Raw genomic sequence first — 23,350 nt, 5'->3', positions numbered from 1 at the left:
CTCGTCGACGAACGGTGCCCGTCTACTGACTGCCCGTGTGGGATCGTGGCCGGAGACGTCCCCGGGAGGAGGAGTGGTGGTGGTGCAGACGGTCGACGCGGTCCTGGCCGCCCCGGCGCTGCTCGCCGCGCTCCCGGACGCCGTGGTCGTGGCCGACGCCGACGGCCGCATCGCCTACGTGAACCCGGCCGTGACCGGCCTGCTGGGCCACGATCCGGCCGAGCTGACCGGGCGGCCGCTGACCGTGCTCATGCCGCGGCGCTTCCACGGCGCGCACAGCGACGGCTTCAGCCGGTTCCGCGCCACCGGTGAGGGCCGGCTGGTCGGGTCGACCACGCAGGTGCCGGCGCTGCACGCCGCCGGGCACGAGGTCACCGTCGACCTGACGCTGGCCCGGCTGACCCGGGCCGACGCGGCCGCGGACGACGCGCTGGTGATCGCCGTCCTCCGCGACGCCAGCACCACCGTCCTGCTGGAGCGGCAGCTGATGGTCAGCCGCTACCTGGCGGCCACGCAGCGGGTCACCACCGCGCTCACCCAGGCCACCGACGCCGACGTCGCCTTCCAGGACCTGCTGCCCACGCTGTGCACCGAGCTGGACTGGGACACCGCCACGCTCTGGCAGCCCGACGGGCACACCGGCCAGCTGCGGCACGCGGCCACCTGGAGCTCGCACGGCGGCCGGCCCGGCGCCCTGCACGTCGCGTCCTGCGGGCACCGCTTCACCCGCGGCCAGGGGCTGCCCGGGCTGGCCTGGGCGCAGCGGGCGCCGGTGGTCGCGGAGGACCTGTGGAACGACCCCCGGTTCCTCCGGAGCGAGGCGGCCCGCGTCGACCGGATCCGCACCGGCGTGGCGTTCCCCGTGCTGCACGGCGACGACCTGCTGGCCGTCTGCGAGCTGTTCTCCCACGAGGAGCGGCCGGTGCCGGCCGAGCTGGTCGAGGTGCTGGCCTCCGCCGGCCGCCAGATCGGCCAGTTCCTCGGCCGGGTGCGCGCGGAGTCTGAGGTCCGCCGGCTCGCCGACACCCTGCAGCGCAGCCTGCTGCCCTCGCACCTGCCGGCCGTCCCCGGCGTGCAGCTGGCCGCCCGCTACCGGCCCGGCGGCGGCACCGCGCTGGTCGGCGGGGACACCTACGACGTCACGCCCCTGCCCGACGGGCGGTGGATGGTGCTCATCGCCGACGTGTGCGGCACCGGCGCCGAGGCCGCCGCCGTCACCGCGCTCACCCGGCACACCGCGCGGGCGGCGGCCGGCCCGGTGGGCGGGACGACGGCCGACCCGGCGCAGGTGCTGCAGGCGGTGAACGCCGCCCTGCTGCAGGCGCAGGACGACGGCCCGCTGCGCTTCGTGACCGCCTGCTGCCTGGTGCTCACCCCTGGACCGGACGGCGTCCGCGCCACCGTCGGCGTCGCCGGCCACCCCCTGCCGGTGCTCACCGGCCCCGGGGGCCCGCGGGAGGTCGGGGCGCCCGGCCGCCCGCTCGGCATCACCCCGGACCTGGAGGTGCCGGTCGTGGAGGTGGACCTGCCGCCGGGGACGACGGTGGTCCTCTACACCGACGGGGTCACCGAGGCCCGCGACGACGCCGGCCGGCAGTTCGGCGAGGACGGGCTGCTGCAGGTGCTCGGCACGGCCGCGCGCGGTGCCGAGGCCACCGTCGAGGCGGTCACCGCGGCAGTGGAGGAGAGGCTGCGCGGGTCCCGGTACCAGGCCGACGACCTCGCCGTCCTCGCCCTCGCCGTCCCGGCCTGAGGAGGTCGCCGGCCCTCCTGCAGGGTCCCGCGCCGGTCGCCGTACCCGTGTCGGTCGGGGGGCGGACCGCCCCCACCCCTCCGGGGCGAGCGGGGGTCGCGCGGCGCCCGGCCCGGGCGCGGTTACCGTGGCGGCGTGGCGCGGGTGGCGGTGGTCGGCGCCGGCCTCGGCGGGCTCGCGGCCGCGGCCCGGCTGGCCGCCCTCGGCCACGCGGTGACCGTGCTGGAGCAGGCGTCCGAGGTCGGCGGCAAGCTCGGCTGGTACGCCCGCGACGGGCACGGCTTCGACACCGGCCCGAGCCTGGTCACCCTGCCCCACCTGTACCGGGACCTGTTCGCGGCCACCGGCGGCCCGCTGGAGGACGCCGTCGACCTGGTGCGGCTGGACCCCGCCGTCGCCTACCGCTTCGCCGACGGCACCCCGCTGTCGGTCCCGGGGCGGGCCGACGCGGTCCCGGACGCCCTGGACGCCGCGCTGGGGCCCGGGGCCGGTGCGCAGTGGGCGGCGCTCATGGCCCGGGCCGCCGAGATGTGGCGGGTCACCGAGCAGCCGTTCCTGCGCTCCCCGCTGGCCGGGGCGGCGACGCTGGCCCGGCTGGCCCGCAGCCGGGCCGACGTCGCCACGGTCGCGCCGTGGCGCACGCTGCGCGGCCTGGGGACGGCGTACCTGCGCGACCCGCGGCTGCGCACCCTGCTGGACCGCTACGCCACCTACTCCGGCTCCGACCCGCGGCGGGCCCCGGCGGTGCTGGCGACCGTGCCGCACGTGGAGCAGGAGTTCGGCTCCTGGTACGTGCGCGGGGGGCTGCACCGGCTGGGCGAGGCGGTCGCGGCGCGGGCGGTCGAGCGGGGCGCCGTCGTCCGCACCGGGTGCGCGGTCGAGCGGGTGCTGGTGGAGGGCGGCCGCGCGGCCGGGGTGCGGCTGGCCGGTGGCGAGGTGCTGCGCGCCGACGTCGTGGTGTCCGGCGCGGACGCCGCGGCCCTGTACGCCGACCTGGTGCCGCCGTCGCGGCCCACCCGGCGGGTGCGCCGGGACCTCGGCCGCGGCACGCCGTCGCTGTCGGGCTTCGTGCTGCTGCTCGCGCTGCGCGGGCGCACCCCCGGGCTGGCGCACCACACCGTGCTGTTCCCCGAGGACTACGACGCGGAGTTCGACGCGGTGTTCGGCGTCGGCCGGCACCGCGGGGCACCCCGGCCGGTCGACGACCCCACCGTGTACGTCAGCGCACCGGACGACCCGGCCACCCGGCCCGACGCGGACAGCGAGTCCTGGTTCGTGCTGGTCAACGCGCCCCGGCACGACCCCGCGGGCGGCGTGGACTGGGACGCCCCCGGGCTGGCCGACCGGTACGCGGCCGGGGTGCTGGAGGTGATGGCCGGCCGCGGCCTGGACGTGCGCGACCGGGTGCGCTGGTGCGTGACCCGCACCCCGGCCGACCTGGAGCGCGGCACCCGCAGCGTCGGCGGGTCGATCTACGGGACGTCGAGCAACGGCGCCCGCGCGGCCTTCCTGCGCCCGGCCAACGCCTCCCCGGTGCCCGGCCTGTTCCTCGTCGGCGGCTCCGCGCACCCCGGCGGCGGGCTGCCCCTGGTGGCGCTGTCGGCGGAGATCGTCGCGGGCCTCGTCGGCCCGGCCTGCTGAGGGACCGCTCGCGGCGGCCGGTGCCCGGTCGAGGTGCCTCAGTCGAGGCAGAACTCGTTGCCCTCGGGGTCGGTCATCACGATGAAGCCCGCGCTCATGGGCGGGGCCGGCTCGGCGCGGCGCACCCGGGTCGCCCCCAGCGCGACGAGCCGGTGGCACTCGGCCTCCAGCGCCGCCATCCGGTCCTCCCCCTGCAGCCCGGGGGCCGCGCGGACGTCGAGGTGGACGCGGTTCTTCGCCACCTTGCCCTCCGGCACCTGCTGGAAGAACAGCCGCGGGCCGCTGCCGTCGGGGTCCTCGATGGCCGACTGGGTGTTGCGCTGGTCCTCCGGGACCCGGAGGCGGGCCAGGAAGTCGTCCCACGCGGCCAGCGGGTCGGCGTCCCGGGGCAGGTCGACCCCGGGCGGGGCGGGGTGGACGTAGCCCAGCACGTCGCGCCAGAAGGACGACAGCGCCCGGGGGTCGTGGGCATCGAAGGTGACCTGCACGTGGCGGCTCATCGGGGTGCTCCTCCCTCACGGGGTCCGTCGGGGTCAGCTGCGGGCGGCGCCGTAGCCGAGGACCGCGGCCAGGCCGAGGGCGCTGCGCGGGGCGTAGGCGGTGCGCCACAGCCCGCCGTGCACCGCGGCGTGCGCCTCGTCCTGCCAGGGGTGCTCGTGCGCCGGGCCGCCGCCGGTGTGCAGGTCGTGCACCAGCAGCGCGGCCATGAGCACGTTGGACGTCGCCGGGTCGAACACCTCGACGCCGAACCGGTGGGCGCCGGCGTAGGCCGCGGCCAGCGCGCGGTTGCGCACCACCGAGCGGGTGCGGGTCGGCGGGGCGACGTTCATCGACACCGTCGTCCCGGCCGCCCGCGCGACGGTCGCCCGCCACCGCTGCAGCCGCTTGGCCAGCGCGTAGTTCGGGCCCTGCTGGGGCACCAGGCTGTCGGCGATGCCGGGGTCGCTGCCGGGCAGGTACGCGCGCTGCAGCAGCCGCCCCGCCGACAGCGTGCGCAGCGGCCGGCCCAGCAGCTTGGCCCCCCGCGAGCGGCCGGCGTAGGCGCGCACCGACTGCGCCACCGCGTCGGCCGGCACGGCGAAGACGTCGGTGGGCGTCGCGAGGAAGGCCAGGCCGAGGTCCGGGCGGGCCGCGGCCAGCCGCACGGTGAGCGCGTCGACGGCGGCCGACACGCGCACGTTCGTGGCGCCGTCGGCGTAGACGTAGTCGCCGAGCACCAGGCGCCCCGGCAGGCCGGCGACCCACTCCGCGACGGCGGGCACCTCGGTGACGAGGTCCGCCCCGCCGCCGGGGTGCACGAGCGTGCCCGCCCCGCGGCGGGCGGTGCCCAGCACCCGCTCCCACAGCGGCGGGGAGGGCAGGTCGACGCCGGCGACCCGGGCGCCCCAGCGCAGCAGCGCGGTCAGCGGCCCCATCTCCGCGCCCGCGCCGAGCACCACGACGGTGGTGTCCGGCAGGGCCAGCCACTCCGGGTGCGCGGCGACGGTGCGCACCGCCTCGGCCGCCGAGGGCTCCACGATGCCGCGCTCCACCCAGTCGTCCAGCCGGCGCCGCAGCGCGTCGCCGCGCAGCCGCTCGCCGCGGAAGGGCAGCGACAGCTCCCGCTCGGCCTCGGCGGTGCCGCGGACCTCCGCCGTGGCGAGGACCCGGCCGGCGGGGGCCCCGGCGAGCTCGCCGAGCGGGGTCTCCGTGCCGTCCGGGCCGGCCACCCGCAGCCGCCGGTGCAGCGCGGCCAGGCCGGCGTCGGCGATGCCGGTGGCCGCCTGCCGGGAGGGCAGCCCGGCCTCGACGAGGCGGCGGAAGTGCACCAGGTAGCCGGCCCGCCAGGTGGTCTCCCGCTCGGCGGCGCCGGCACCGGCCGGGTCCACCGGGCGCAGCGCGTCGGCGACCACGGCCCGCCCGAGCGCCGCGGTGCTGCGCCGCCCGTCCGGGCCGGCCGGGAACACCACGCCGGCGTCGGTCACCGGTCGACCACCACCGGCGCGTCCACGGGGGCACCGGCCTCCAGCCAGCGCAGCAGCGTGCGGGCACCGAAGCCGGTGCCGCCCTTGACCACCTCGGCGTCGTCGCTGCCGGCCCGTGCCGGGCCCGCGACGTCCAGGTGCGCCCACGGCAGGTCGCCGGCGAAGGGCCGCAGGAACAGCGCGGCGGTCGTGCTCCCGGGGTTGCCCGGGGCGTTGTTGGCGTCGGCGACGGTGCTCTCCAGCAGGTCGGCGTGCTCCTCGGCCAGCGGCATCCGCCACACCGCCTCGCCGGCGTGCCCGGCGGCGGTGCGCAGCGCGTCGGCCAGCCCGTCGGTGGTCGCGTACAGCCCGGCGGTGCGGGTGCCCAGCGCGACCTTCATCGCCCCGGTCAGCGTGGCGACGTCGACCAGCACGGTGGCGCCCAGCTCCAGCCGCGCCCACGCCAGCCCGTCGGCGAGCACCATGCGGCCCTCGGCGTCGGTGTTGAGCACCTCCGTCGTCCGGCCGCCGACGTGCCGCACCACGTCGGCCGGGCGGTAGGCCGAGCCGGAGACGGCGTTCTCCGCGGCCGGGACGACGGCGGTGACCGCGATCGGCAGCCCGAGGCGGGCCGCGGCGTCCACCGCGGCGAGGACGGCGGCGCCGCCGGCCATGTCGGTCTTCATCTCCCGCATCCCGGCGGTGGGCTTGATGGAGATCCCGCCGGTGTCGAACGTGATGCCCTTGCCCACCAGCACGACGTGCGCCGGTCCCGAACCCGGCGGGCGGTGGGAGGCGGCGATCACCCGGGGCGGGGAGGCCGAGCCGCCGCCGACGGCGAGCACGCCGCCGAAGCCCCTGGCGCGCAGGTCCTCGGGGTCGAGCACGCGCACCGACACGTGCTCCAGGCCGGCCAGCCGCGCGACGGCCTGGTCGGCCAGCCAGGCGGGGTCCTTGGTGTTGCTGGGCGTGTTGACCAGGTCGCGGGCCCAGGCCACCGCCCGGGCGGTCACCTCGCCGGCCCGCGCTCCGGCGGTGACCGACGGGTCCGCGCCGTCGGCGGCGACGACGGTCACGGTCTCCAGCCGCGGCGGGTGCGGCGTGGAGGTGTCCCGGAACCGGTAGCCGGCCAGCAGCGCGGTCTCGACGGCCAGGCGCACCTCCTCGGCGCCCGCGGGGGCGGCGGCGTCGTCCAGCGGCAGCACCAGCCGCCGCGCGCCGTGCTCGGCCAGGGCCTGCGCGCGGCGGACGGCGCCGGCCACGTAGCTGCGCAGGTCCGGCAGCGTGCCGTCGCCCACGCCGACGGCGACCACGCCGCGCGGGCTGCGCCCGGGGACGGGGAGGTCGGTGGTGGTCCCGGGCCGGCCGGTGTTTCCGGTGTCGGCCAGCACGCCAGCCAGCAGCCCGGCGTCCACCGGCGCCGCGGGGCCGGTCAGCCAGGCCGGCAGCGCCGCACCGGAGCCGACCGGCACGGCCAGGACGTCGTCCCCGCCGAGCGCCGGGAGGGCGGTGCGGACCTCGACCCGCGGCAACGGCGCGGCCCCGGTCGCAGGCAGGCTGCCGGCGGCCGGGGCCGTGTCGTGCTCGGCGGGGCTGCCCGAGGGCAGGCTCGCTGCGGTGTTCAGCTGGTCGCGCCCTTCAGTGCCTCCGAGAGCGCCGCCGCCTCGTCGGGCGACAGCTCGACGACCAGGCGACCGCCGCCCTCGAGCGGCACCCGCATGACCAGGCCGCGCCCCTCCTTGGTGACCTCGAGGGGACCTTCACCAGTGCGCGGCTTCATGGCCGCCATGCGTGCCTCCTTCGTCGGCCGCGCGTGCCCGTGGGCCGCCGCGCGGCGTCGTCGATAGCTGTGAGCTCCGGCCAATGATCCCGTATCCCCGGCGCAGGTCCAACCCGGGCCCACCCGCGCGACGTCACCCGGTCGCGCGAAAGCACGAGGCCACGTGGTCGTCGACCATCCCGGTGGCCTGCATGAGGGCGTAGGCGGTCGTCGGGCCGACGAAGACGAACCCGCGGCGCTTGAGCTCGCGGGCCATCGCCGTCGACTCCGGGCTGGTGGCCGGGACGTCGGCGAGGGTGGCCGGGCGGGGCCGCGGACCGGCCGGCGCGAAGGACCACAGCAGCGCGGACAGCCCCTCCGGCACCCGCTGCGCGGCGCGGGCGTTGCCGATCGCGGCCGCCACCTTGGCCCGGTTGCGGACGATGCCGGCGTCGGCGAGCAGCCGCGCCTCGTCCTCGGGCCCGAAGGCCGCCACCGCGTCGATGGAGAAGCCGGCGAAGGCGGCGCGGAAGGCCGGGCGCTTGCGCAGGATGGTCAGCCAGGACAGCCCCGACTGGAACGCCTCGAGGCAGAGCCGCTCGAACAGGGCGTCGTCGCCGTGCAGCGGCGTGCCCCACTCCTCGTCGTGGTAGGCCACGTACTCCGGCGCGCCGCCCACCCACCCGCAGCGGGTCCGCTCGTCCACGCGGGCACGGTAGCGGCGGCCGCCGACGGTTCAGGGCACGACGACGTCGACGTCCCCCGCCCGGGCGGGTGCGCGGCGGAGCGCGGTACGCCGGGTGGCCAGCACGCACCCGAGCACGACGACCGGGAGGCCGACGGCCAGGCCCAGGGTGAGCGGCTCGTCGAGCAGCAGCACGCCGAGCAGCACCGCGACCGCGGGGTTGAGGAAGGTGATGACCAGCGCCCGCTGCGGGCCGACCTCCCGGATGAGCGCGAAGAACAGCGCCAGCGCCAGCGCCGTGCACACCACGCCGAGGACGAGCACGGCCAGCAGCGCGTCCGACGGCGCCCGCGCCGCCTGCCCCAGCCGCGGGACGGCGAACGGCGCGTAGACCACGGTGGTGACCGTGAGGGCCACCGCGCTGGCGGCGACGCCGGACACGTCGGGCAGCGACCGGGTGACGATCAGCGGCGCGGTGGCGTACCCGACGACGACCAGGGCGATCGCCAGCAGCGGCAGGGGCGCGACCGCCTCGACGTCCAGGCCGAGCAGCAGGGCGATGCCGGCCACGCCCAGGCCCATGCCGAGCAGCCGCACCGGGCCCAGCCGCTCCCGGTCGCCGCTCAGCCGGCCGGCCAGCGCCGCGGCGAACGGCACCGCGGCGATGAGCAGGCCGGTGAGCGAGCTGGACAGGGTCTGCTCGGCGTAGGCGATCAGCAGCCAGGGGCCGGTCATCTCCAGCACGGTGAAGGCCAGCAGCGGCCGCCAGCGCCGCAGCGCGGGGCGCAGCCGGCCGCGGGCGACGGTCCAGGGCAGCAGCAGCGCCGCGCCGAGCAGGCACCGGCCGAAGACGACGACCACCGGGGCGAGGTCGGTGACGGCGACCTTGATGAGCAGGTAGGGGACGCCCCACACGAGCGACATCGCGAGGAAGAGCACCCAGCCCCGCCGGCTCACCGCTGCCCTCGCACGGCGCCATCCTGCCCGGGCGTTTCCCGCCCCCCGCACCGGGCACCGCGGGACGGTGCGCGCTGCCCCTCCCCCGTCCGGACGGCGGCTGGCGGCCTCGGGGCTGCTCCTCGGCGCCGGGCTGATGGGCTCGGTCGACGAGATCGTCTTCCACCAGCTGCTGGCCTGGCACATGTTCTACGACCGCGCCGGCGGCACCGTCGGGCTGGTCTCCGACGGCCTGCTGCACGCGGCCACGCTGTCGGCGGTGGTGGCCGGGCTGGCGCTGCTGGCCGACCTGCGCCGCCGCGGCGCCTTCGACGCCGGCCGGTGGTGGGCGATGGTGCTGCTCGGCGCCGGGGCCTTCCAGCTGTTCGACGGCGTGGTCGACCACAAGGTGCTGCGGGTGCACCAGGTCCGGTACGGGGTGGACCTCACCGGCTACGACGTCGCGTGGAACGGCAGCGCCGTGCTGCTGCTGGCCGCCGGCGCGGCGCTGCTGCTGCGCGCCCGGCGGCGCCCGGCTCGATGAGCGCCGTCGTCCTCGCGCTGCTGGCCGCGGGGGCGCTGTACGTCGCGGCTGCGGGGCGCACGCCCTGGCCGCTGCTCCGGACGGCGTCCTGGCTGGCCGGGCTGGCCGCCGCCGGTGCCGGCGCGGTCCTGTCCGCCGCCCACGGCGACCTGCGCACGCACATGGCCGGCCACCTGCTGCTGGGCATGGTGGCGCCGCTGCTGCTGGTGCCGGCCGCCCCGGTCACCCTGGCGCTGCGCGCGCTGCCGGTCCCCGCGGCCCGGCGGCTGGCCCGGCTGCTGCGCACCCCGCCGCTGCGCTGGGCCGCCGACCCGCTGGTCGCCGTCCCGGCCAACGCCGCCGGGCTGTGGCTGCTCTACGGCACCGGCCTGCACGCCGCCCTCGCCCACCGGCCGGGGCCCGCCGCGGCGGTGGCGCTGCACGTGCTGGTCAGCGGGTACCTGGCGACCGCCGCGGTGCTCGCCGTCGACCCGGCGCCGCACCGCCGCTCCGTCGGGGTGCGCGCCGGCGCGCTCGCCGCTGGGGCGGCCGCGCACGACGTGCTGGCCAAGGTGCTGTACGCCGCCCCGCCGGAGGGGGTGCGGGCCGCCGAGGAGGGCGCCCGGCTGATGTGGGACGGCGGCACGGTGGTCACCCTGCTGACCGCGGCGCTGCTGTGGCGGCGCTGGTACGTCAGCCGGGCCGCGGTCCGCGCCGCGCAGGCCCCCGCGGCGGCCCTGGCCCGGCCAGCATGAGCCCGTGGACGCCGCCGCCCGCCTGACCGCCCTCGTCGACGCCCTGGCCGGGGAGCCGGGCGTGACCCGCCGGACACGGCCGGGGGCGCCCCTGCCGCGAGTGGGTGGCCCTGACCGGCGGCGAGCCGGCCACCGACCTGCCGCTGGCCCGCGAGGCGCTGGCCTCCACCCGCTCCGCGCGGCCCTGAACCGGCTCAGCCCCGGAGCTCGGCCAGCGGCAGGCCGGACCCGGGCAGCACGTCCCCGCCGTCGAGGGTGTCCTCGCCACGGAGCACGCGTACGCCGTCCGGCCGGTACGCGGTGACCGTGCGGGTCTCCGGGTCGACCACCCAGACCAGCCGCACCCCGGCGTGGAGCCACTCCAGGGCCTCGGCGGTCACCTGGGTGGCGCGGTCGCTCGGGCTGACCACCTCGACCACCAGGTCGGGCGCGAGGGCCGGGAAGCCGGACGTGTCGGCGTCGGGTACCCGGTCGGCGCGGACGAAGGCGAGTGCCATCGTGTGCAGGACTCCCTCGACGAGCTCGTGCCGCAGACCGTCGTCGCGCAGCTCGAACAGCTGCTCGGCGGTCATCGGCGCGGGCTGTGGGGCCGGCGCGGTCGACATGCCGAGGAGCCCACGGCCGGTCAGTTCGGGTAGCGGCGGGCGAAGTCGCGGAACCGGCCGAGCCCGAGGTGCAGGGCGTAGCCGGCCAACGGGCGCACCAGCGGCCAGGCCGCCCGGCCGAGGGCGCCCAGCGGCAGGTCGAGGTACTCGGTCCACACCACCGTGGCGCCCGCGTTGCGGGGCACCACCTCGAACACGCCGGGGCCGCGCACCACCCGGCCGGTGTGCAGCACGTCGACCCGGCGCGGCGGGTGCCAGCCGGTGATCTCCAGGGTGTCCAGCAGCCCGGCGTGCCGGCCGTCCCCGGTCGGGATGCCGGTGCGCGCCTCGATCCGGCCACCGACGCCGTGCGGGTCCCCGCCGACGACCCGGACGTCGGTCAGCGGCATCCACTCCCCCTGCCGCTCCCAGTCGACCAGCGCGCGCCACACCTGTGGCACCGGCGCCTCGACGTCGACCGACACGCGTAGTTCAGGCATCCCCGTGACTCCCGTTCCCGCCCGCCCGGACGGACGGCGCGTCCTCCGCACCGGGCGCCGCGCGCCCGGTGTCCTGCAGCCGGGCGCGCAGCGCCGCGACCTCCCCGTCGCGCTCCTCGAGCGCGCGGGCCAGCTCCTCCAGCAGCCAGTCGACCTCGGTCATCCGGTAGCCCCGGACGGTCACCGACAGGCGCACCCCGCGGACGTCGTCGGCGGTGACCGGCCGGTCGACCGGCAGCTCGAGCGGCGAGCGGTCCGGGTCGGCCGGCGGAGCGGCCTCGCCGCGGCCGAGCAGCACCGAGCCGCCGAGGAACAGCAGCGCCCCCACGACCAGCACGGTGAGGACGGCGGCGACCGCGTCGAGCACCTCAGGCCCTCCCCACGGCGTGACTGCGCGCCGCGGTCCGCTCCTCGCTCGCTGGCGCTCGCTGCGATGCTCCCTCGGCTGTCCTCACGCGTCGCTCGGGCCGTCGTCGACCGGCACGGCCCGCATGCCGCCGCCGTTGTCCCCGGCCTTCCGCGCCTGCTCGGCCGCCTGCACGATCCGCACGACCTCGTCGACGTCGTCGGTGACCCGGAACAGGTCCAGGTCGGTGTCCTTGATCGTGGCCGCGGGCACCATCGTCGTCCGCAGCCAGTCGACCAGCCCCGACCAGTACTCCGAGCCGAACAGCACCACCGGGAAGCGGGTCACCTTCCGGGTCTGCACCAGGGTGAGCGCCTCGAACAGCTCGTCGAGGGTGCCGAAGCCGCCGGGCAGGATGACGAAGGCCTGGGCGTACTTGACGAACATCGTCTTGCGGACGAAGAAGTAGCGGAACGCGATGCCGACGTCGACCCACTCGTTGAGCTCCTGCTCGAACGGCAGCTCGATGCCCAGCCCGACCGACAGCCCGCCGGCTTCCGAGGCCCCGCGGTTGGCCGCCTCCATGGCGCCGGGCCCACCGCCGGTGATGACCGCGTACCCGGCCCGCGCCAGCGCCGCCCCGATCGCCACTCCGGAGGCGTAGTGCGGGTGGTCGCGCGGCGTGCGGGCGCTGCCGAAGACGCTGACCGCCTGGGGCAGCTCGGCCAGCAGCCCGAAGCCCTCGACGAACTCGCTCTGGATGCGCAGGACGCGCCACGGGTCGGTGTGCACCCAGTCGGTGGGCCCGCGGCGGTCGAGCAGCCGCGAGTCGGTCGTCGTCCCCTGCAGGCGGGGGTCGGGCTCGCCGCCGCGCAGCATCACCGGGCCGCGGTGCCGGGTGGGCCGCGGCCGGCGCGCGTCGGCGGGCTGGGGTGTGGTGGTCATGCGGTGCTCCTCATGCGGTGCTGCCGGAGAGGTAGGCGGCGAGGGCGTCCTCGGCCGGCTGCAGCCGGTCGACGCGCACGTGCTCGTCGCGGGTGTGGGCCAGCTGCGGGTCGCCGGGGCCGTAGTTGACCGCGGGGATGCCGAAGGCGGCGAACCGGGCGACGTCGGTCCAGCCGAGCTTGGCCCGGGCCGGGCGGCCGACGGCGGCGACGAAGGCCGCCGCCGCGGGCTCGGCCAGGCCGGGCAGCGCCCCGCCGGCGTTGTCGGTGACGGTGAGGGTGGCCCCGGTGGCGATCGCCTCGGCGAAGACCTCGCGGACGTGCGCCTCGGCGGCGTCCTCGTCGCGGTCCGGCGCGTAGCGGAAGTTCACCGTGAGCGCGGCCTCGTCGGGGATGACGTTGCCGGCCACGCCCCCGCTGATGCCGACGGCGTTGAGGCCCTCGCGGTAGCGGCAGCCGTCGATTTCCACCTCGCGCGCCCGGTAGGCGGCCAGGGTGGCCAGCGGCCCGGCGAGGGCGTGGACGGCGTTGACGCCCAGCCAGCTGCGCGCGCTGTGGGCGCGCCGGCCGGTCGTCTCCAGCCGGGCGCGCAGCGTGCCCTGGCAGCCGGCCTCGATCTCGCCGTCCGTGGGCTCGAGCAGCACCGCCAGGTCGCCGTAGAGCCAGCCGCGGCGCTCCCGGGCCACCCGGCCCAGGCCGTTGCGGGCCGACTCGACCTCCTCGTTGTCGTAGAAGACGAAGGTCAGGTCGTGGGCCGGCCGGGCGCCGGGGACGCCGAAGCGCCCGGCCAGCCGCAGCATCACCGCGTCGCCGGCCTTCATGTCGCTGGTGCCGCAGCCGTAGAGCAGGCCGGCGTCCTCGTCGAGCCGGCTGGGCACGTTGCCGGCGATCGGCACGGTGTCCAGGTGGCCGGCCAGGACGACGCGGGTGGGCAGGCCCAGGCCGGTCCGGGCGAGGACGGCGTCACCGACCCGCTCGACCTCCAGGCCGCCGAGCGCCCGCAGCGCCGCCTCGACCGCGTCGGCCAGCGGGCCCTCGCTGCCCGACACCGACGGCGCGTCGACCAGCGCGCGGGTGAGCGAGAGGACGTCGGCGGTGGGGTCCAGCGCGGTCGGGGCACTCACGACGCCCGAGCCTACGGGCGCGCCTCGCGCCGGGCCGACGCAGCGCGCCAGCGGCCCCGTCCCGTCGCGCGCCGTCCACCCGGCCAGGTGCTCCCCGGTCCGGTCCCGGACCACCGCGGGGGCGCGCGAGCGGCGCTGGGTAGCGTCGGCGGCGTGACCGCCCCCGCCCCGCGCTCCGCCGTCGCCGCCGGTCTGGCCACCGTGACCCGCGCGGGCACGGTGCTCGACACCTGGTACCCCGAGCCCCGGCTCGGCGCGCCCGAGGGCGCCCGCAGCGGCACGACCAGGCTCGGCGCGCTGGAGCTGTCCGGGGAGCTGGGCCCGGACTACGGCGGCCTGGTGCGCAGCGACGAGTCCCGCGGCGTCGAGGTGGTCGCCGTCCGGACGGTGATCGCCGACCTGTCGGCCCCCCCGGCCGACGCCCCCGACGTGTGGCTGCGGCTGCACCTGCTGTCCCACCGGCTGGTCACGCCGCGCAGCATCAGCATGGACGGCGTCTTCGGCCTGCTGGCCAACGTCGCCTGGACCAGCATCGGCCCGGTGGAGGCGGCGACGTACAACCCGCACCGGCTGCGCGCCGCGCACGGCCAGGTCACCGTGCACGGCGTCGACAAGTTCCCGCGGATGGTCGACTACGTCATCCCCTCCGGCGTCCGCGTCGCCGACGGCGACCGGGTGCGGCTGGGCGCGCACCTCGCCGAGGGCACGACGGTCATGCACGAGGGCTTCGTCAACTACAACGCCGGCACCCTGGGCCCGTCGATGGTCGAGGGCCGGATCAGCGCCGGCGTGGTGGTCGGCGCCGACAGCGACATCGGCGGCGGCGCCTCGATCATGGGCACGCTGTCCGGCGGCGGCCGGGAGGTCGTGTCGATCGGCTCGGGCTGCCTGCTGGGCGCCAACGCCGGCATCGGCATCTCCCTCGGCGACCACTGCGTGGTCGAGGCCGGCTGCTACGTCACCGCCGGCGCCCGCGTGACCCTGCCCGACGGCTCGGTGGTCAAGGCCGCGGAGCTCTCCGGCCGCGACGGGCTGCTGTTCCGCCGCAACTCGGTGTCCGGCGCGCTGGAGGCGCTGCCCCGCACCGGCACCTGGGGCGAGCTGAACGCCGCGCTGCACGCCAACTGACGGCGGACCCCGTCCTGCCTCAGCCGAGGCCGGCCGGCCGGCCGACCGCGACGTCGAGGTGCTCGAGGAGTGCCACGACGAACTCCTGCGGCCGCTCGACGTGCGGGGAGTGGCCGACGCCGGGCAGCACGACCTCGCGGTAGTGGCCGCCGCCGGCGGCGTAGCGGTCCAGGACGGCGCGGGTCTGGGTCACCATCGGCTGGACCGGGAAGGCGTCGGCACCCGGCCAGCCCGGCACCGCGCCGAGGGACCCGAGGTGGGCCAGGTCGAACAGCGACGCGTCGGAGACGATCGCGTCGGCGTCCCCCCGGACCCACAGCACGGGCGGCCCGGCGGGCAGGTCGGCGACCCCCGACACGTCGAAGACGGTCGGCGCCATGGTGTTCAGCACGCCCCGCCGCCCCGGCGCGACGCCCGGCCAGGTGGCCGAGGTGGCCGCCTCCCCGGGGTAGTGGTCCTCCCCGGTGCGGGTGGACAGCATCGCCGCGACGTAGACGTCCTCCAGCCGGGGGTCCAGCGGCAGCGAGCCGGGCGCCACGTAGAAGGCGCGCAGCACCGACCGGGGGCTGGCGGGGCTGTCCGCGGTGGTGTCCCCCGCGGCGAGGGCGGCGACGAACACCGGGTTGGCCGCACCCGCGCCGGACCCGGCGCCGTCCTCGGCGAGCCGCCGCCCGTCCGGGCCCGCCGTCCCGCCGAAGCCGTACGGCGAGACCGGCGCCACCAGCGCCACCGAGGCCACCCGCGCCGGCGCGTCCAGCAGGTACTGCAGCACGACGCCGCCGCCCATGCTCCAGCCGACCAGGTGCACTCGCTCCGGGCCGAGGGCGTCCACCAGCGCGGCCAGGTCGTCGGCCCAGTCCCGCATCCCGCGTCGGGCGTCGACCGGCAGGGGGTCGGTGTCGCCGTACCCGCGCAGGTCCACCGCCAGCGGCCGCGCCCGGCCGGTCTCGTGCAGCGCGAGCAGGGTCGGCTGCCAGAACAGCGACGAGCTGACGTTGCCGTGGACGAACAGCACGGCCTCGCCGGGACCGGCCGGGTCCGTCCCCTCGGGGTGCAGCACGTTCTGGACCAGCCGGGGGGTGGTCACGCGGGTGGCGGCGATGCCGGGCAGCAGGACGTCGCTCATGGGGTCTCCTCGCAGGCGGGGGGCCCACGCTAGCGACGGACACCCCCCACGCGGCGCCACCGCTCCGCCGCCGCGCGCACCTACAGTCGCGGGCGATGAGCACACGCGGCGCGACGGCCCGGCCCGTGCGGCGGACGACGGCTGCCCGCCGTCCCCCCGCCCGCCGGCCATCGTCGCGTCGCCGGCCGGCCGGCGGCGGGGGCCGGGGCGCGCCGGGTGGCACGTGGCGCTCGTGGCTGCCGCTGGGCCTGGTCGCGCTGGTCGTGCTGGGGGTGGTCGCACTGGTGCGGAACACGGCCGGACCGGAGCCGGTGGCGCTCACCGGCTCCTGCACGGTGGCCGGCACCGGCCTGGAGCTGAGCGCCGAGCAGGCCGCCTCGGCGGCCACGATCGCGGCGGTCGGCCGGGTGCGGGGGCTGCCGCAGCGCGCCGTCGTCATCGCCCTGGCGACCGCGCAGCAGGAGTCGACGATGCGCAACCTCGACTACGGCGACCGCGACTCCCTGGGCCTGTTCCAGCAGCGTCCCTCGCAGGGCTGGGGCAGCCCCGAGCAGGTGACCGACCCGGTGTACGCGGCGGGGCAGTTCTACGACGGCCTGGTCGAGGTGCGCGGCTGGGAGACCCGGAGGCTCACCGAGGCGGCCGACGCGGTGCAGCGCTCGGCCTTCCCGGAGGCGTACCAGAAGCACGCCGCGCTGGCCGAGCAGCTCACCGCGGCGCTCACCGCCGACGAGCCGGGCCGGCTGGACTGCCGCTACGAGCCGCCGGTCCCCGGTGGGCGGCTCAGCCAGCGGGTCACCTCCGTCGCCGCGGTCGTGGAGCGGGAGCTCGGTGCGACGACCACCGAGCGCTTCGGCGCGGTGGAGGTCGACCCGGCGGCCGGCTGGCCCACCGCCACCTGGGCGGTCGCGCACGCCGAGCGGCTCGGGCTGCGCTCGGTGTCCTTCGCCGGGTCGCAGTGGACGCCCGTCGAGGGCTGGGGGCCCGCGGACGCCGGCCCGGACACGGTGCGCCTGGAGCTGTCCCGCTGACCCGGGGGTCGGGGCCGGGACGCGGCGGTCAGGTGCGCTCGACCGCCCGGGCCGCGGCCGGTGCGGCGACGTGCTCCACCCGGTCCAGGGACCCCCGCCGGACGGAGAACAGCGCCGCCAGCCCGACGAGCGCCACGACGACGACGAAGAACGACGGCGCCAGCTCGTTGCCCGTGCGCTCGATGAGCCACACCGCCAGGTAGGGGGCCGTGCCGCCGGCGACGATCACGCCGAGGTTCCACCCCATCGCGACACCGGTGTACCGCGACCGCTGGTCGAACAGCAGCGGCAGCAGCGTGTAGGCGCCCACCTGCGCGCCCACCGTGTTGAGCATGATGACCAGGTAGGCCAGGGCGGCGACGGCCAGGCCGTCGTCCATCAGCGCCATCATCGGGTAGGTGAGCACCACGTAGCCGACGAACCCGATCTCGGCGAGCCGCACCCGGCCGATCCGGTCACCCAGCAGCCCGCCGAGCGGCATGCAGAGCGCGGAGATGCCGATGGCCGCGGTGGCGATCCAGTAGACCGGCGTCTGCTCGTAGCCCAGCCGCTGGATCAGGTGGATGCTCAGGTAGGTCAGCCCGATGTAGGCGGTCCCGTTGGTGGCCGCGCTGATCGCCGTGGCCTGGGCCAGGGCCCGCGGCTGCCGCCGGAACACGTGGCCGACCGGCGAGTGGCCCTCGTGGGTCCCCGTGGCGTCGTGGGTCTCCTCGACCCGCGCCCGTGCCCACAGGCAGAACAGCGTCAGGGGGAAGGCCAGCAGGAACGGCACCCGCCAGCCCCAGGAGTCCATCTGCGCGTCGGTGGTCAGCCCGGTGGTGATCCCGGCGACGGCGGCGGCCAGCGCGAACCCGCCGGTCGACCCCAGCGGGGTGAAGGCCCCGTAGGTCGCCTTGAGGTGCCGCGGCGTGGACTCGGAGATGAACGTGGCCGCCCCGCCGACCTCGCCGCCGGCGGAGAACCCCTGCAGCAGCCGCACCAGGACCAGCAGCACGGTCGCCCAGACACCGGCCTGGGCGTACGTGGGCAGCAGCCCCATGAGCGTGCTGCCCACGCCCATGCAGACCAGCGTGGCCACCAGCGCGCGCTTGCGGCCGTACCGGTCCCCCACGTGCCCGAACACGATGCCGCCGAGCGGGCGGATCAGGTAGGCGGTGCCGAACACCGCGAGCGCGGACAGCAGCGAGGTGACCGGGTCCTGGCTGGGGAAGAACAGCGGCGCGATGATGACCGCCAGGTAGCCGTAGAGGCTGAAGTCGTAGTACTCGATGAGGGTGCCGACGCCGCCGGCGAGCGCGGCCCGGCGGGTGCGGCGGCGGTCCGTGGGGGTCCAGGTCGCGCCCTGCTGCACGGTCCGGTCGCTCATCGCGCCTCCCAGGCCCGGGCAGCGCTCTGCCTCCGGTGACGCCCATCACAGGTGCTGCCCGGGCGGGCTGTCAAACGCAGGACCGGCGGCCGCTGTCGGGGACGCCCGCGGGCCGCGCCGCGCCGCTGGTGCGCAGCCGCCGGGCCACCGCGGCCAGGGCGGGCAGCGCCTCCTCGTCGGGCAGGGCGCACAGGTCGGTGCCCGGCCGCACCGCCTGGAGCAGCAGCGCGCCGCGCCCGTCCCAGCCGCCCGTGCAGGTCGGCCACCGCCGCGGCCAGGGCGGCCGGGACGGTGGTCACCCCGCCAGGCGGTGGACGGCGGCGTCGATGCGCTCGTCGGTGGCGGTCAGTGCCAGGCGCACGTGCCGCCCGCCGGCCGGGCCGTAGAAGGACCCGGGGGCGGCGACGATGCCCCGGCCGGCCAGCCAGTCGATCGTCGTCCAGCAGTCCTCGTCGCGGGTCACCCACAGGTACAGCCCGGCCGCGGAGTGGTCGATGCGGGCACCGGCGGCCCGGACGGCGGGGGCCAGCCGGTCGCGGCGGGCGCGGTAGCGCTCGCGCTGCGCGTCGACGTGTGCGTCGTCGGCCAGCGCGGCGGCCATGGCGGCCTGCACCGGGGTGGGCACCAGCAGCCCGAGGTGCCGGCGCACCTCCCACACCTGGCGGACCAGCTCGGGGTCGCCGGACAGGAGCCCGGCGCGGTAGCCCGCCGCCGTCGACTGCTTGGACAGCGAGTGCACCGCCAGCAGGCCGGTGTGGTCCTCCCCGGCGACCGCGGGGTGCAGCAGCGACCGCGGCGCGACGTCCCAGCCCAGGGTCGCGTAGCACTCGTCGGCGACGACGGGGACGCCGTGGGCGCGGCCCCAGGCCACCCAGGCGCGCAGCTCGTCGTCGGCCAGCACCCGCCCGTGCGGGTTGCCCGGCGAGTTCAGCCACACCAGGACGACGTCGGCCGCGTCGTCCGGCGGGGTGTCGGTGCGCCGCACCGCCAGCCCGGCCAGCACCGCGCCCACCTCGTAGGTCGGGTAGGCGACCTCCGGGATCAGCACCCTGCCGGCGCCGCGCAGCCCCAGCATGGTCGGCAGCAGCGCGACCAGCTCCTTGGAGCCCACCGTGGGCACCACCGACGGGACGGCGCCCAGCGGGTCGGCCAGCCGGACGCCGAGCCGGCGCCGCAGCCAGCCGGCGGCCGCGGTGCGCAGCTCGGCGGTGCCCAGGGCCGTCGGGTAGCCCGGGGCGTTACCGGCACCGGCGAGCGCGGCGGCGAGCAGGCCGGGGGTGTCGTCGACCGGTGTCCCGATCGACAGGTCCACGACCCCGCCGGGGTGCCGGGCCGCCGTGGCGCGGGCCGCGGCGAGGGAGTCCCAGGGGAAGTCGGGCAGCCGGGCGGCCGCCGTCCCCGGAGCCGTGCCCGTCAGTGCCCGTCGCCCTGCGGCGGCAGGGCGGCGACCAGCGGGTGGTCGTGGCCGACCCGGCCGGTCTTGGCCGCGCCACCGGGGCTGCCCAGGTCGGAGAAGAACTCCACGTTGGCGTTGTAGAAGTCCTTCCACTTGTCCGGGACGTCGTCCTCGTAGTAGATGGCCTCCACCGGGCACACCGGCTCGCAGGCGCCGCAGTCCACGCACTCGTCGGGGTGGATGTAGAGCATCCGGTCGCCCTCGTAGATGCAGTCCACCGGGCACTCGTCGATGCACGCCTTGTCGAGGACGTCGACGCAGGCCTGGGTGATGACGTAGGTCACGGTGGTTCCCTCCCGGGGACGTGCGGGGCCGCTCCGCCGGCCTGCACGGCCGGTCGTTCCGGTCCTCAGTATGGCCCGTGGCCCCGCCCTGAAACCGAACGGGTGGCCCCGGTGGACCCCGGCCGGGTGGGACGCGACCGGACCACGCAGGATCACCCTCCGTGGGACAGCGCCGGTCACCCCTGGACGTCACCGACCTCGAGCGGCTGGCCGCCCGTGGCTGGCGGGGCACCGAGGAGGGGCGGCTCGGCGACTGGCTGCTGCGCGCCGGCGGCGGCTTCACCGGCCGGGCGAACTCCGCGCTGGTCGTCGGGGACCCCGGCCGGCCGCTGCCCGACGCCGTGGAGGCCGTGGCCCGCTGGTACCGCGACCGCGGCCTGCGCCCGGCCGCGATGCTGCCCGGCCGGCAGGCCCGCGCCGCCGGCGCCGCCCTCGCCGCGGCCGGCTGGGAGCGGGACGAGGACGTGCTGGTCCTGACCGCGCCGCTGGGGCCGGCCGCGGCCGACGGCGTCCCGGTGGAGCTGCTCCCCGAGCCGGACGACGCCTGGCTGGCCGCCTACCGCCACCGCGGCCGGCCGCTGCCGCCGACGGCCCGCGCGGTGCTCACCACCGCCGAGGACGTGGTCTTCGCCGCGGTGCGCCGCGAGCCCCCGCCCGCCCCGCCGGCCGCCGTCGGCCGCGGGGTGGTCACCGACGGGTGGCTGGGGGTCGCGGCGGTCACCGTCGAGGAGCGGTACCGCCGGCAGGGGCTGGCCACCGCTGTCATGGCCGCGCTGCAGCGCTGGGGAGCCGGCCGCGGGGCCCGCTGGCTGTACCTGCAGGTCTCGGCGTCCAACGCGCCGGCGCGGGCGCTCTACCGGCGGGCGGGCCTCATCGAGCACCACCGCTACCACTACCGGCACGCGCCGGGCTGACGCCGTCCCGGGGCGCGGCCAGCACCCTGCCGACGGCGAAGGACGCGGCCACGACGCCGGCCAGCAGGAAGGCCAGGCTCACGACGCCGAGGCCGCCGCGGCCGGTGACCAGCAGGTCGCCCTCGGGCCGCCGGATGCTGCCGCCCACGGCGACGACCAGCCACACCAGCGCGGGCAACACCGCGGCGGCGCGGGAGCCGGTCAGCCGCGCGGCCAGCCCGACCAGCAGCAGGTTGCCCCCGACCGCCGCGGCCACCGACAGCGGCACCAGGACCCCGAACACCCGCAGCGGCAGCCAGAAGACCTCCACCAGCGCCAGCCAGAGCGCGAGGACGACGACCAACAGTCCCGCCCCGACCCGCCGGATCACGTCTCCAGGCCGGCGAACAGGTCGTCCTCCCACCCGTCGGCGGTACCCCGGTCCCCGCGCACCAGCCGGTAGTACTCGGTGCCCAGCACCTCCAGGCCCAGGTTGTTCGACAGCGCGAAGAACGGGCCGTCGACGGTGATCTGGGTGGCGTGCGCCCGCAGCGCGGTGTCCTTGCGCCCGGCGTGCGCGCGGGCGTCGACCGCGGCGGCGACCAGCTCGTCCGGGACGGCGAAGGGGATGTCGTCCACGTCGCCGAGCGACGCGAACGGGGAGTCCTCCCCCAGCGCGGCCATCGCCTCCACGCCCCGTCGCATCACCGAGCGCGGCACGCAGCACCAGTAGACCTTGGCCACCTCCCACGGCTCGCCGAGGTCCGGGCGGTAGCCGGGGTCGGCGGCGGCGTCCACCGCGCCCATGGCGACCCGGTGGGCCTGGATGTGGTCGGGGTGTCCGTAGCCGCCGTTCTCGTCGTAGGTGACCAGCACCTGCGGCCGGACCTCGCGGACGACGGCCACGGCGTGCGCCACCGCCTCGTCGAGGTCGGCGTTCCAGAACGCCCGCGGCCCGGCGTTGGCCGGGGTGCCCATCATCCCGGAGTCGCGGTAGCGGCCCGGGCCGCCGAGGAAGCGCCAGTCGCTGACGCCGAGGGCCTCCATGGCCGCCCGCAGCTCGCCGATCCGGTAGCCGCCGAGCTGGTCGGCGTGCTCGGGGCCCAGCAGCTCCAGCTCGGGGACGAGCACCTCGCCCTCCTCGCCGAGGGTGCAGGTGAGCAGGGTGACCTGGGCGCCCTCGGCGACGTAGCGGGCCATGGTGGCGCCGTTGTTGATCGTCTCGTCGTCGGGGTGGGCGTGCACCAGCAGCAGGCGGCGGGAGGCGGTCACGGCAGGCCATTCTCCCCGGCCACCCGAGCCGGGGACGGGCACCTGCGGTGTCGTGCCCGAGTGGGCCCCGCAGGGGTCCGCGAAGGGTGCGACGGTGGGGCTCAGCGCACGCCGGGGACGGCACGTGGTGGCGGTGTCGTCCGGAAGGACGACGATGTCACAGCACGCGGGTGGGCTCGGCGTAGTGGCAGGCGTTGAGGTGGCCGACCCCGCGGTCCTCCAGGGCCGGCTCCACGTCGATGCACCGCTGGCGCTCGGTGTCGGAGAGCTCCCCGGCGAACTTCTGGCAGCGGGTGCGGAAGTGGCAGCCCGACGGCGGGTTGGCCGGGCTGGGCACGTCACCGGAGATGATGATGCGCCGCCGCGCGCGCTCCCGCCGGGGGTCCGGCAGCGGGATCGCCGACAGCAGCGCCTGGGTGTACGGGTGCGCCGGCCGGTCGAACAGCTCGTCCCGCCCGGCGACCTCGATGATCCGCCCCAGGTACATCACGGCGATGCGGTCGGAGATGTGCCGGACGACGGACAGGTCGTGCGCGATGAACAGGTAGGACAGGCCCAGCCGGTCCTTGAGGTCCTCGAGCAGGTTGATGACGCCGGCCTGGATGGACACGTCCAGCGCCGACACCGGCTCGTCGAGCACGAGCACCTTCGGCTCCAGGGCGAGCGCCCGGGCGATGCCGATGCGCTGCCGCTGCCCGCCGGAGAAGTCCGCCGGGTAGCGGTTGGTGTGCTCGGGGTTGAGCCCGACCAGCTGGACCAGCTCCCGCACGCGGCGCCGCAGGTCGTCCTGGCCGCTGGCCAGCCCGTGCACGACGAGCGGCTCGGCGACGATGTCGAACACCGGCAGCCGGGGGTTGAGCGAGGCGTACGGGTCCTGGAAGACGATCTGCACGTCGCGGCGCAGGGGCCGCATCCGCCGCCGGTCGAGGCCGACGAGCTCCTGGCCCCGGAAGACCACCGAGCCCTCGGTGGCCGGCTGCAGGTTGAGGATGGCCCGGCCGGTCGTCGACTTCCCGCACCCGGACTCCCCGACCAGGCCCAGCACCTCGCCGGGGTACAGGTCGAGGTCGACGCCGTCGACGGCGCGGACGGCGCCCACCGTCCGCTTGAGGAGGCCGCCGCCCTTGATCGGGAAGTGCTTCTTCAGGCCGCGGACGGACAGGATCGGTTCGCCGCCCGCGGTGGGGGTGCGGTCGGCGGTGGGGGCGCTCATGGCCGCTCTCCTCGCGGGGTGGTGACGGTGCCGGTCTCCCCGCCCGCGCCGGCCGCGGGCTCGGTCTGCGACGGCGGCGGGTGTCGCG

General features: G+C 77.5%; 26 protein-coding genes. 7 read left to right on the top strand and 19 right to left on the bottom strand.

Annotated features, from left to right (window positions below; all coding sequences use genetic code 11):
• The first annotated feature begins 76 nt into the window (after positions 1-76).
• Together CHB98_RS07215 and CHB98_RS07210 are read left to right on the top strand one after the other, a co-directional pair.
• Positions 77-1,753: a SpoIIE family protein phosphatase gene (locus CHB98_RS07215; protein ID WP_245820980.1), complete on the top strand. Its 1,677-nt coding sequence runs from the start codon at positions 77-79 to the stop codon at positions 1,751-1,753.
• A 135-nt stretch (positions 1,754-1,888) separates the two neighbouring features.
• On the top strand, positions 1,889-3,394 hold the full coding sequence (locus CHB98_RS07210) for a phytoene desaturase family protein (RefSeq protein WP_089304945.1): 1,506 nt from the start codon (positions 1,889-1,891) through the stop codon (positions 3,392-3,394).
• Between the two features lie 38 nt (positions 3,395-3,432).
• Here the strand turns inward: CHB98_RS07210 and CHB98_RS07205 are convergent, their stop codons facing one another.
• From CHB98_RS07205 to CHB98_RS07180, 6 genes are all read right to left on the bottom strand, one after another.
• Positions 3,433-3,894, bottom strand: a complete 462-nt coding sequence (locus tag CHB98_RS07205; RefSeq protein WP_089304944.1) for a VOC family protein — start codon at positions 3,892-3,894, stop codon at positions 3,433-3,435.
• A gap of 33 nt (positions 3,895-3,927) precedes the next feature.
• Entirely contained in the window at positions 3,928-5,358 is a 1,431-nt protein-coding gene (locus CHB98_RS07200; RefSeq protein WP_089304943.1) for a hypothetical protein, read from the bottom strand.
• Positions 5,355-6,869, bottom strand: coding sequence for a leucyl aminopeptidase family protein (locus tag CHB98_RS07195; RefSeq protein WP_089304942.1), 1,515 nt, complete (start codon positions 6,867-6,869; stop codon positions 5,355-5,357). The genes CHB98_RS07200 and CHB98_RS07195 overlap by 4 nt, the downstream gene beginning before the upstream one ends.
• A gap of 89 nt (positions 6,870-6,958) precedes the next feature.
• On the bottom strand, positions 6,959-7,126 hold the full coding sequence (locus CHB98_RS07190; protein WP_012947303.1) for a DUF3117 domain-containing protein: 168 nt from the start codon (positions 7,124-7,126) through the stop codon (positions 6,959-6,961).
• 124 nt (positions 7,127-7,250) lie between these two features.
• The gene (locus CHB98_RS07185) at positions 7,251-7,802 is read right to left on the bottom strand and encodes a DNA-3-methyladenine glycosylase I (protein WP_089304941.1); all 552 of its coding nucleotides are present in this window, start codon (positions 7,800-7,802) and stop codon (positions 7,251-7,253) included.
• 30 nt (positions 7,803-7,832) lie between these two features.
• Positions 7,833-8,738 carry a DMT family transporter gene (locus tag CHB98_RS07180; protein ID WP_089304940.1) on the bottom strand — a complete coding sequence of 302 codons (906 nt, stop codon included), beginning with the start codon at positions 8,736-8,738 and terminating at the stop codon, positions 7,833-7,835.
• A 67-nt stretch (positions 8,739-8,805) separates the two neighbouring features.
• Between CHB98_RS07180 and CHB98_RS07175 the strand changes: the two genes are divergently transcribed.
• Together CHB98_RS07175 and CHB98_RS07170 are read left to right on the top strand one after the other, a co-directional pair.
• Positions 8,806-9,261 (top strand): DUF2243 domain-containing protein, encoded by a 456-nt coding sequence (locus CHB98_RS07175; protein ID WP_089304939.1) that lies wholly within the window; start codon positions 8,806-8,808, stop codon positions 9,259-9,261.
• On the top strand, positions 9,258-9,995 hold the full coding sequence (locus CHB98_RS07170) for a cytochrome c oxidase assembly protein (protein WP_089304938.1): 738 nt from the start codon (positions 9,258-9,260) through the stop codon (positions 9,993-9,995). Before CHB98_RS07175 ends, CHB98_RS07170 begins: the two co-directional genes overlap by 4 nt.
• Positions 9,996-10,189: 194 nt before the next feature.
• On the opposite strand, the gene CHB98_RS07165 is transcribed toward CHB98_RS07170, so the two are convergent.
• From CHB98_RS07165 to dapE, 5 genes are all read right to left on the bottom strand, one after another.
• Positions 10,190-10,567 carry a Uma2 family endonuclease gene (locus tag CHB98_RS07165; RefSeq protein WP_218822284.1) on the bottom strand — a complete coding sequence of 126 codons (378 nt, stop codon included), beginning with the start codon at positions 10,565-10,567 and terminating at the stop codon, positions 10,190-10,192.
• A gap of 53 nt (positions 10,568-10,620) precedes the next feature.
• On the bottom strand, positions 10,621-11,079 hold the full coding sequence (locus CHB98_RS07160; RefSeq protein ID WP_089304936.1) for an SRPBCC family protein: 459 nt from the start codon (positions 11,077-11,079) through the stop codon (positions 10,621-10,623).
• Positions 11,072-11,446, bottom strand: coding sequence for a DivIVA domain-containing protein (locus tag CHB98_RS07155; protein WP_089304935.1), 375 nt, complete (start codon positions 11,444-11,446; stop codon positions 11,072-11,074). The genes CHB98_RS07160 and CHB98_RS07155 overlap by 8 nt, the downstream gene beginning before the upstream one ends.
• An 84-nt stretch (positions 11,447-11,530) precedes the next feature.
• On the bottom strand, positions 11,531-12,370 hold the full coding sequence (locus CHB98_RS07150; protein ID WP_089304934.1) for an LOG family protein: 840 nt from the start codon (positions 12,368-12,370) through the stop codon (positions 11,531-11,533).
• Positions 12,371-12,380: 10 nt separating this feature from the next.
• On the bottom strand, positions 12,381-13,493 hold the full coding sequence (gene dapE, locus CHB98_RS07145) for a succinyl-diaminopimelate desuccinylase (protein ID WP_089305261.1): 1,113 nt from the start codon (positions 13,491-13,493) through the stop codon (positions 12,381-12,383).
• Positions 13,494-13,646: 153 nt separating this feature from the next.
• Between dapE and dapD the strand changes: the two genes are divergently transcribed.
• The gene (gene dapD / locus CHB98_RS07140; protein WP_089304933.1) at positions 13,647-14,621 is read left to right on the top strand and encodes a 2,3,4,5-tetrahydropyridine-2,6-dicarboxylate N-succinyltransferase; all 975 of its coding nucleotides are present in this window, start codon (positions 13,647-13,649) and stop codon (positions 14,619-14,621) included.
• A 19-nt stretch (positions 14,622-14,640) separates the two neighbouring features.
• Here dapD and CHB98_RS07135 read toward each other — a convergent pair whose 3' ends face one another.
• On the bottom strand, positions 14,641-15,747 hold the full coding sequence (locus tag CHB98_RS07135; RefSeq protein ID WP_089304932.1) for an alpha/beta fold hydrolase: 1,107 nt from the start codon (positions 15,745-15,747) through the stop codon (positions 14,641-14,643).
• Positions 15,748-15,842: 95 nt separating this feature from the next.
• On the opposite strand from CHB98_RS07135, the gene CHB98_RS07130 reads away from it, so the two are divergent.
• Positions 15,843-16,778, top strand: coding sequence for a hypothetical protein (locus CHB98_RS07130; RefSeq protein WP_143424983.1), 936 nt, complete (start codon positions 15,843-15,845; stop codon positions 16,776-16,778).
• Between the two features lie 28 nt (positions 16,779-16,806).
• Here CHB98_RS07130 and CHB98_RS07125 read toward each other — a convergent pair whose 3' ends face one another.
• From CHB98_RS07125 to fdxA, 4 genes are all read right to left on the bottom strand, one after another.
• Positions 16,807-18,144: an MFS transporter gene (locus CHB98_RS07125; RefSeq protein ID WP_089304930.1), complete on the bottom strand. Its 1,338-nt coding sequence runs from the start codon at positions 18,142-18,144 to the stop codon at positions 16,807-16,809.
• A 70-nt stretch (positions 18,145-18,214) separates the two neighbouring features.
• The gene (locus CHB98_RS21475) at positions 18,215-18,355 is read right to left on the bottom strand and encodes a hypothetical protein (RefSeq protein ID WP_179224281.1); all 141 of its coding nucleotides are present in this window, start codon (positions 18,353-18,355) and stop codon (positions 18,215-18,217) included.
• Positions 18,356-18,439: 84 nt separating this feature from the next.
• Positions 18,440-19,525 carry a succinyldiaminopimelate transaminase gene (gene dapC / locus CHB98_RS07120; protein WP_281251847.1) on the bottom strand — a complete coding sequence of 362 codons (1,086 nt, stop codon included), beginning with the start codon at positions 19,523-19,525 and terminating at the stop codon, positions 18,440-18,442.
• Between the two features lie 32 nt (positions 19,526-19,557).
• Positions 19,558-19,884 (bottom strand): ferredoxin, encoded by a 327-nt coding sequence (gene fdxA / locus CHB98_RS07115; protein ID WP_089304928.1) that lies wholly within the window; start codon positions 19,882-19,884, stop codon positions 19,558-19,560.
• A gap of 161 nt (positions 19,885-20,045) precedes the next feature.
• On the opposite strand from fdxA, the gene CHB98_RS07110 reads away from it, so the two are divergent.
• Positions 20,046-20,798, top strand: coding sequence for a GNAT family N-acetyltransferase (locus CHB98_RS07110; protein ID WP_089304927.1), 753 nt, complete (start codon positions 20,046-20,048; stop codon positions 20,796-20,798).
• On the opposite strand, the gene CHB98_RS07105 is transcribed toward CHB98_RS07110, so the two are convergent.
• The 3 genes from CHB98_RS07105 to CHB98_RS07095 all read right to left on the bottom strand — a co-directional run bounded on the left by CHB98_RS07105 (position 20,755) and on the right by CHB98_RS07095 (position 23,262).
• Positions 20,755-21,168: a hypothetical protein gene (locus CHB98_RS07105; RefSeq protein WP_089304926.1), complete on the bottom strand. Its 414-nt coding sequence runs from the start codon at positions 21,166-21,168 to the stop codon at positions 20,755-20,757. The genes CHB98_RS07110 and CHB98_RS07105 overlap by 44 nt on opposite strands.
• The gene (mshB, locus tag CHB98_RS07100; protein ID WP_089304925.1) at positions 21,165-22,049 is read right to left on the bottom strand and encodes an N-acetyl-1-D-myo-inositol-2-amino-2-deoxy-alpha-D-glucopyranoside deacetylase; all 885 of its coding nucleotides are present in this window, start codon (positions 22,047-22,049) and stop codon (positions 21,165-21,167) included. The genes CHB98_RS07105 and mshB overlap by 4 nt, the downstream gene beginning before the upstream one ends.
• A gap of 157 nt (positions 22,050-22,206) precedes the next feature.
• Positions 22,207-23,262 (bottom strand): ABC transporter ATP-binding protein, encoded by a 1,056-nt coding sequence (locus CHB98_RS07095; RefSeq protein ID WP_089304924.1) that lies wholly within the window; start codon positions 23,260-23,262, stop codon positions 22,207-22,209.
• Between the last annotated feature and the right edge of the window lie 88 nt (positions 23,263-23,350).

This window comes from Geodermatophilus pulveris, assembly GCF_900188375.1.
Classification (GTDB): Bacteria; Actinomycetota; Actinomycetes; order Mycobacteriales; family Geodermatophilaceae; genus Geodermatophilus; species Geodermatophilus pulveris.
This window is presented reverse-complemented; position numbering and strand designations above follow the sequence as displayed.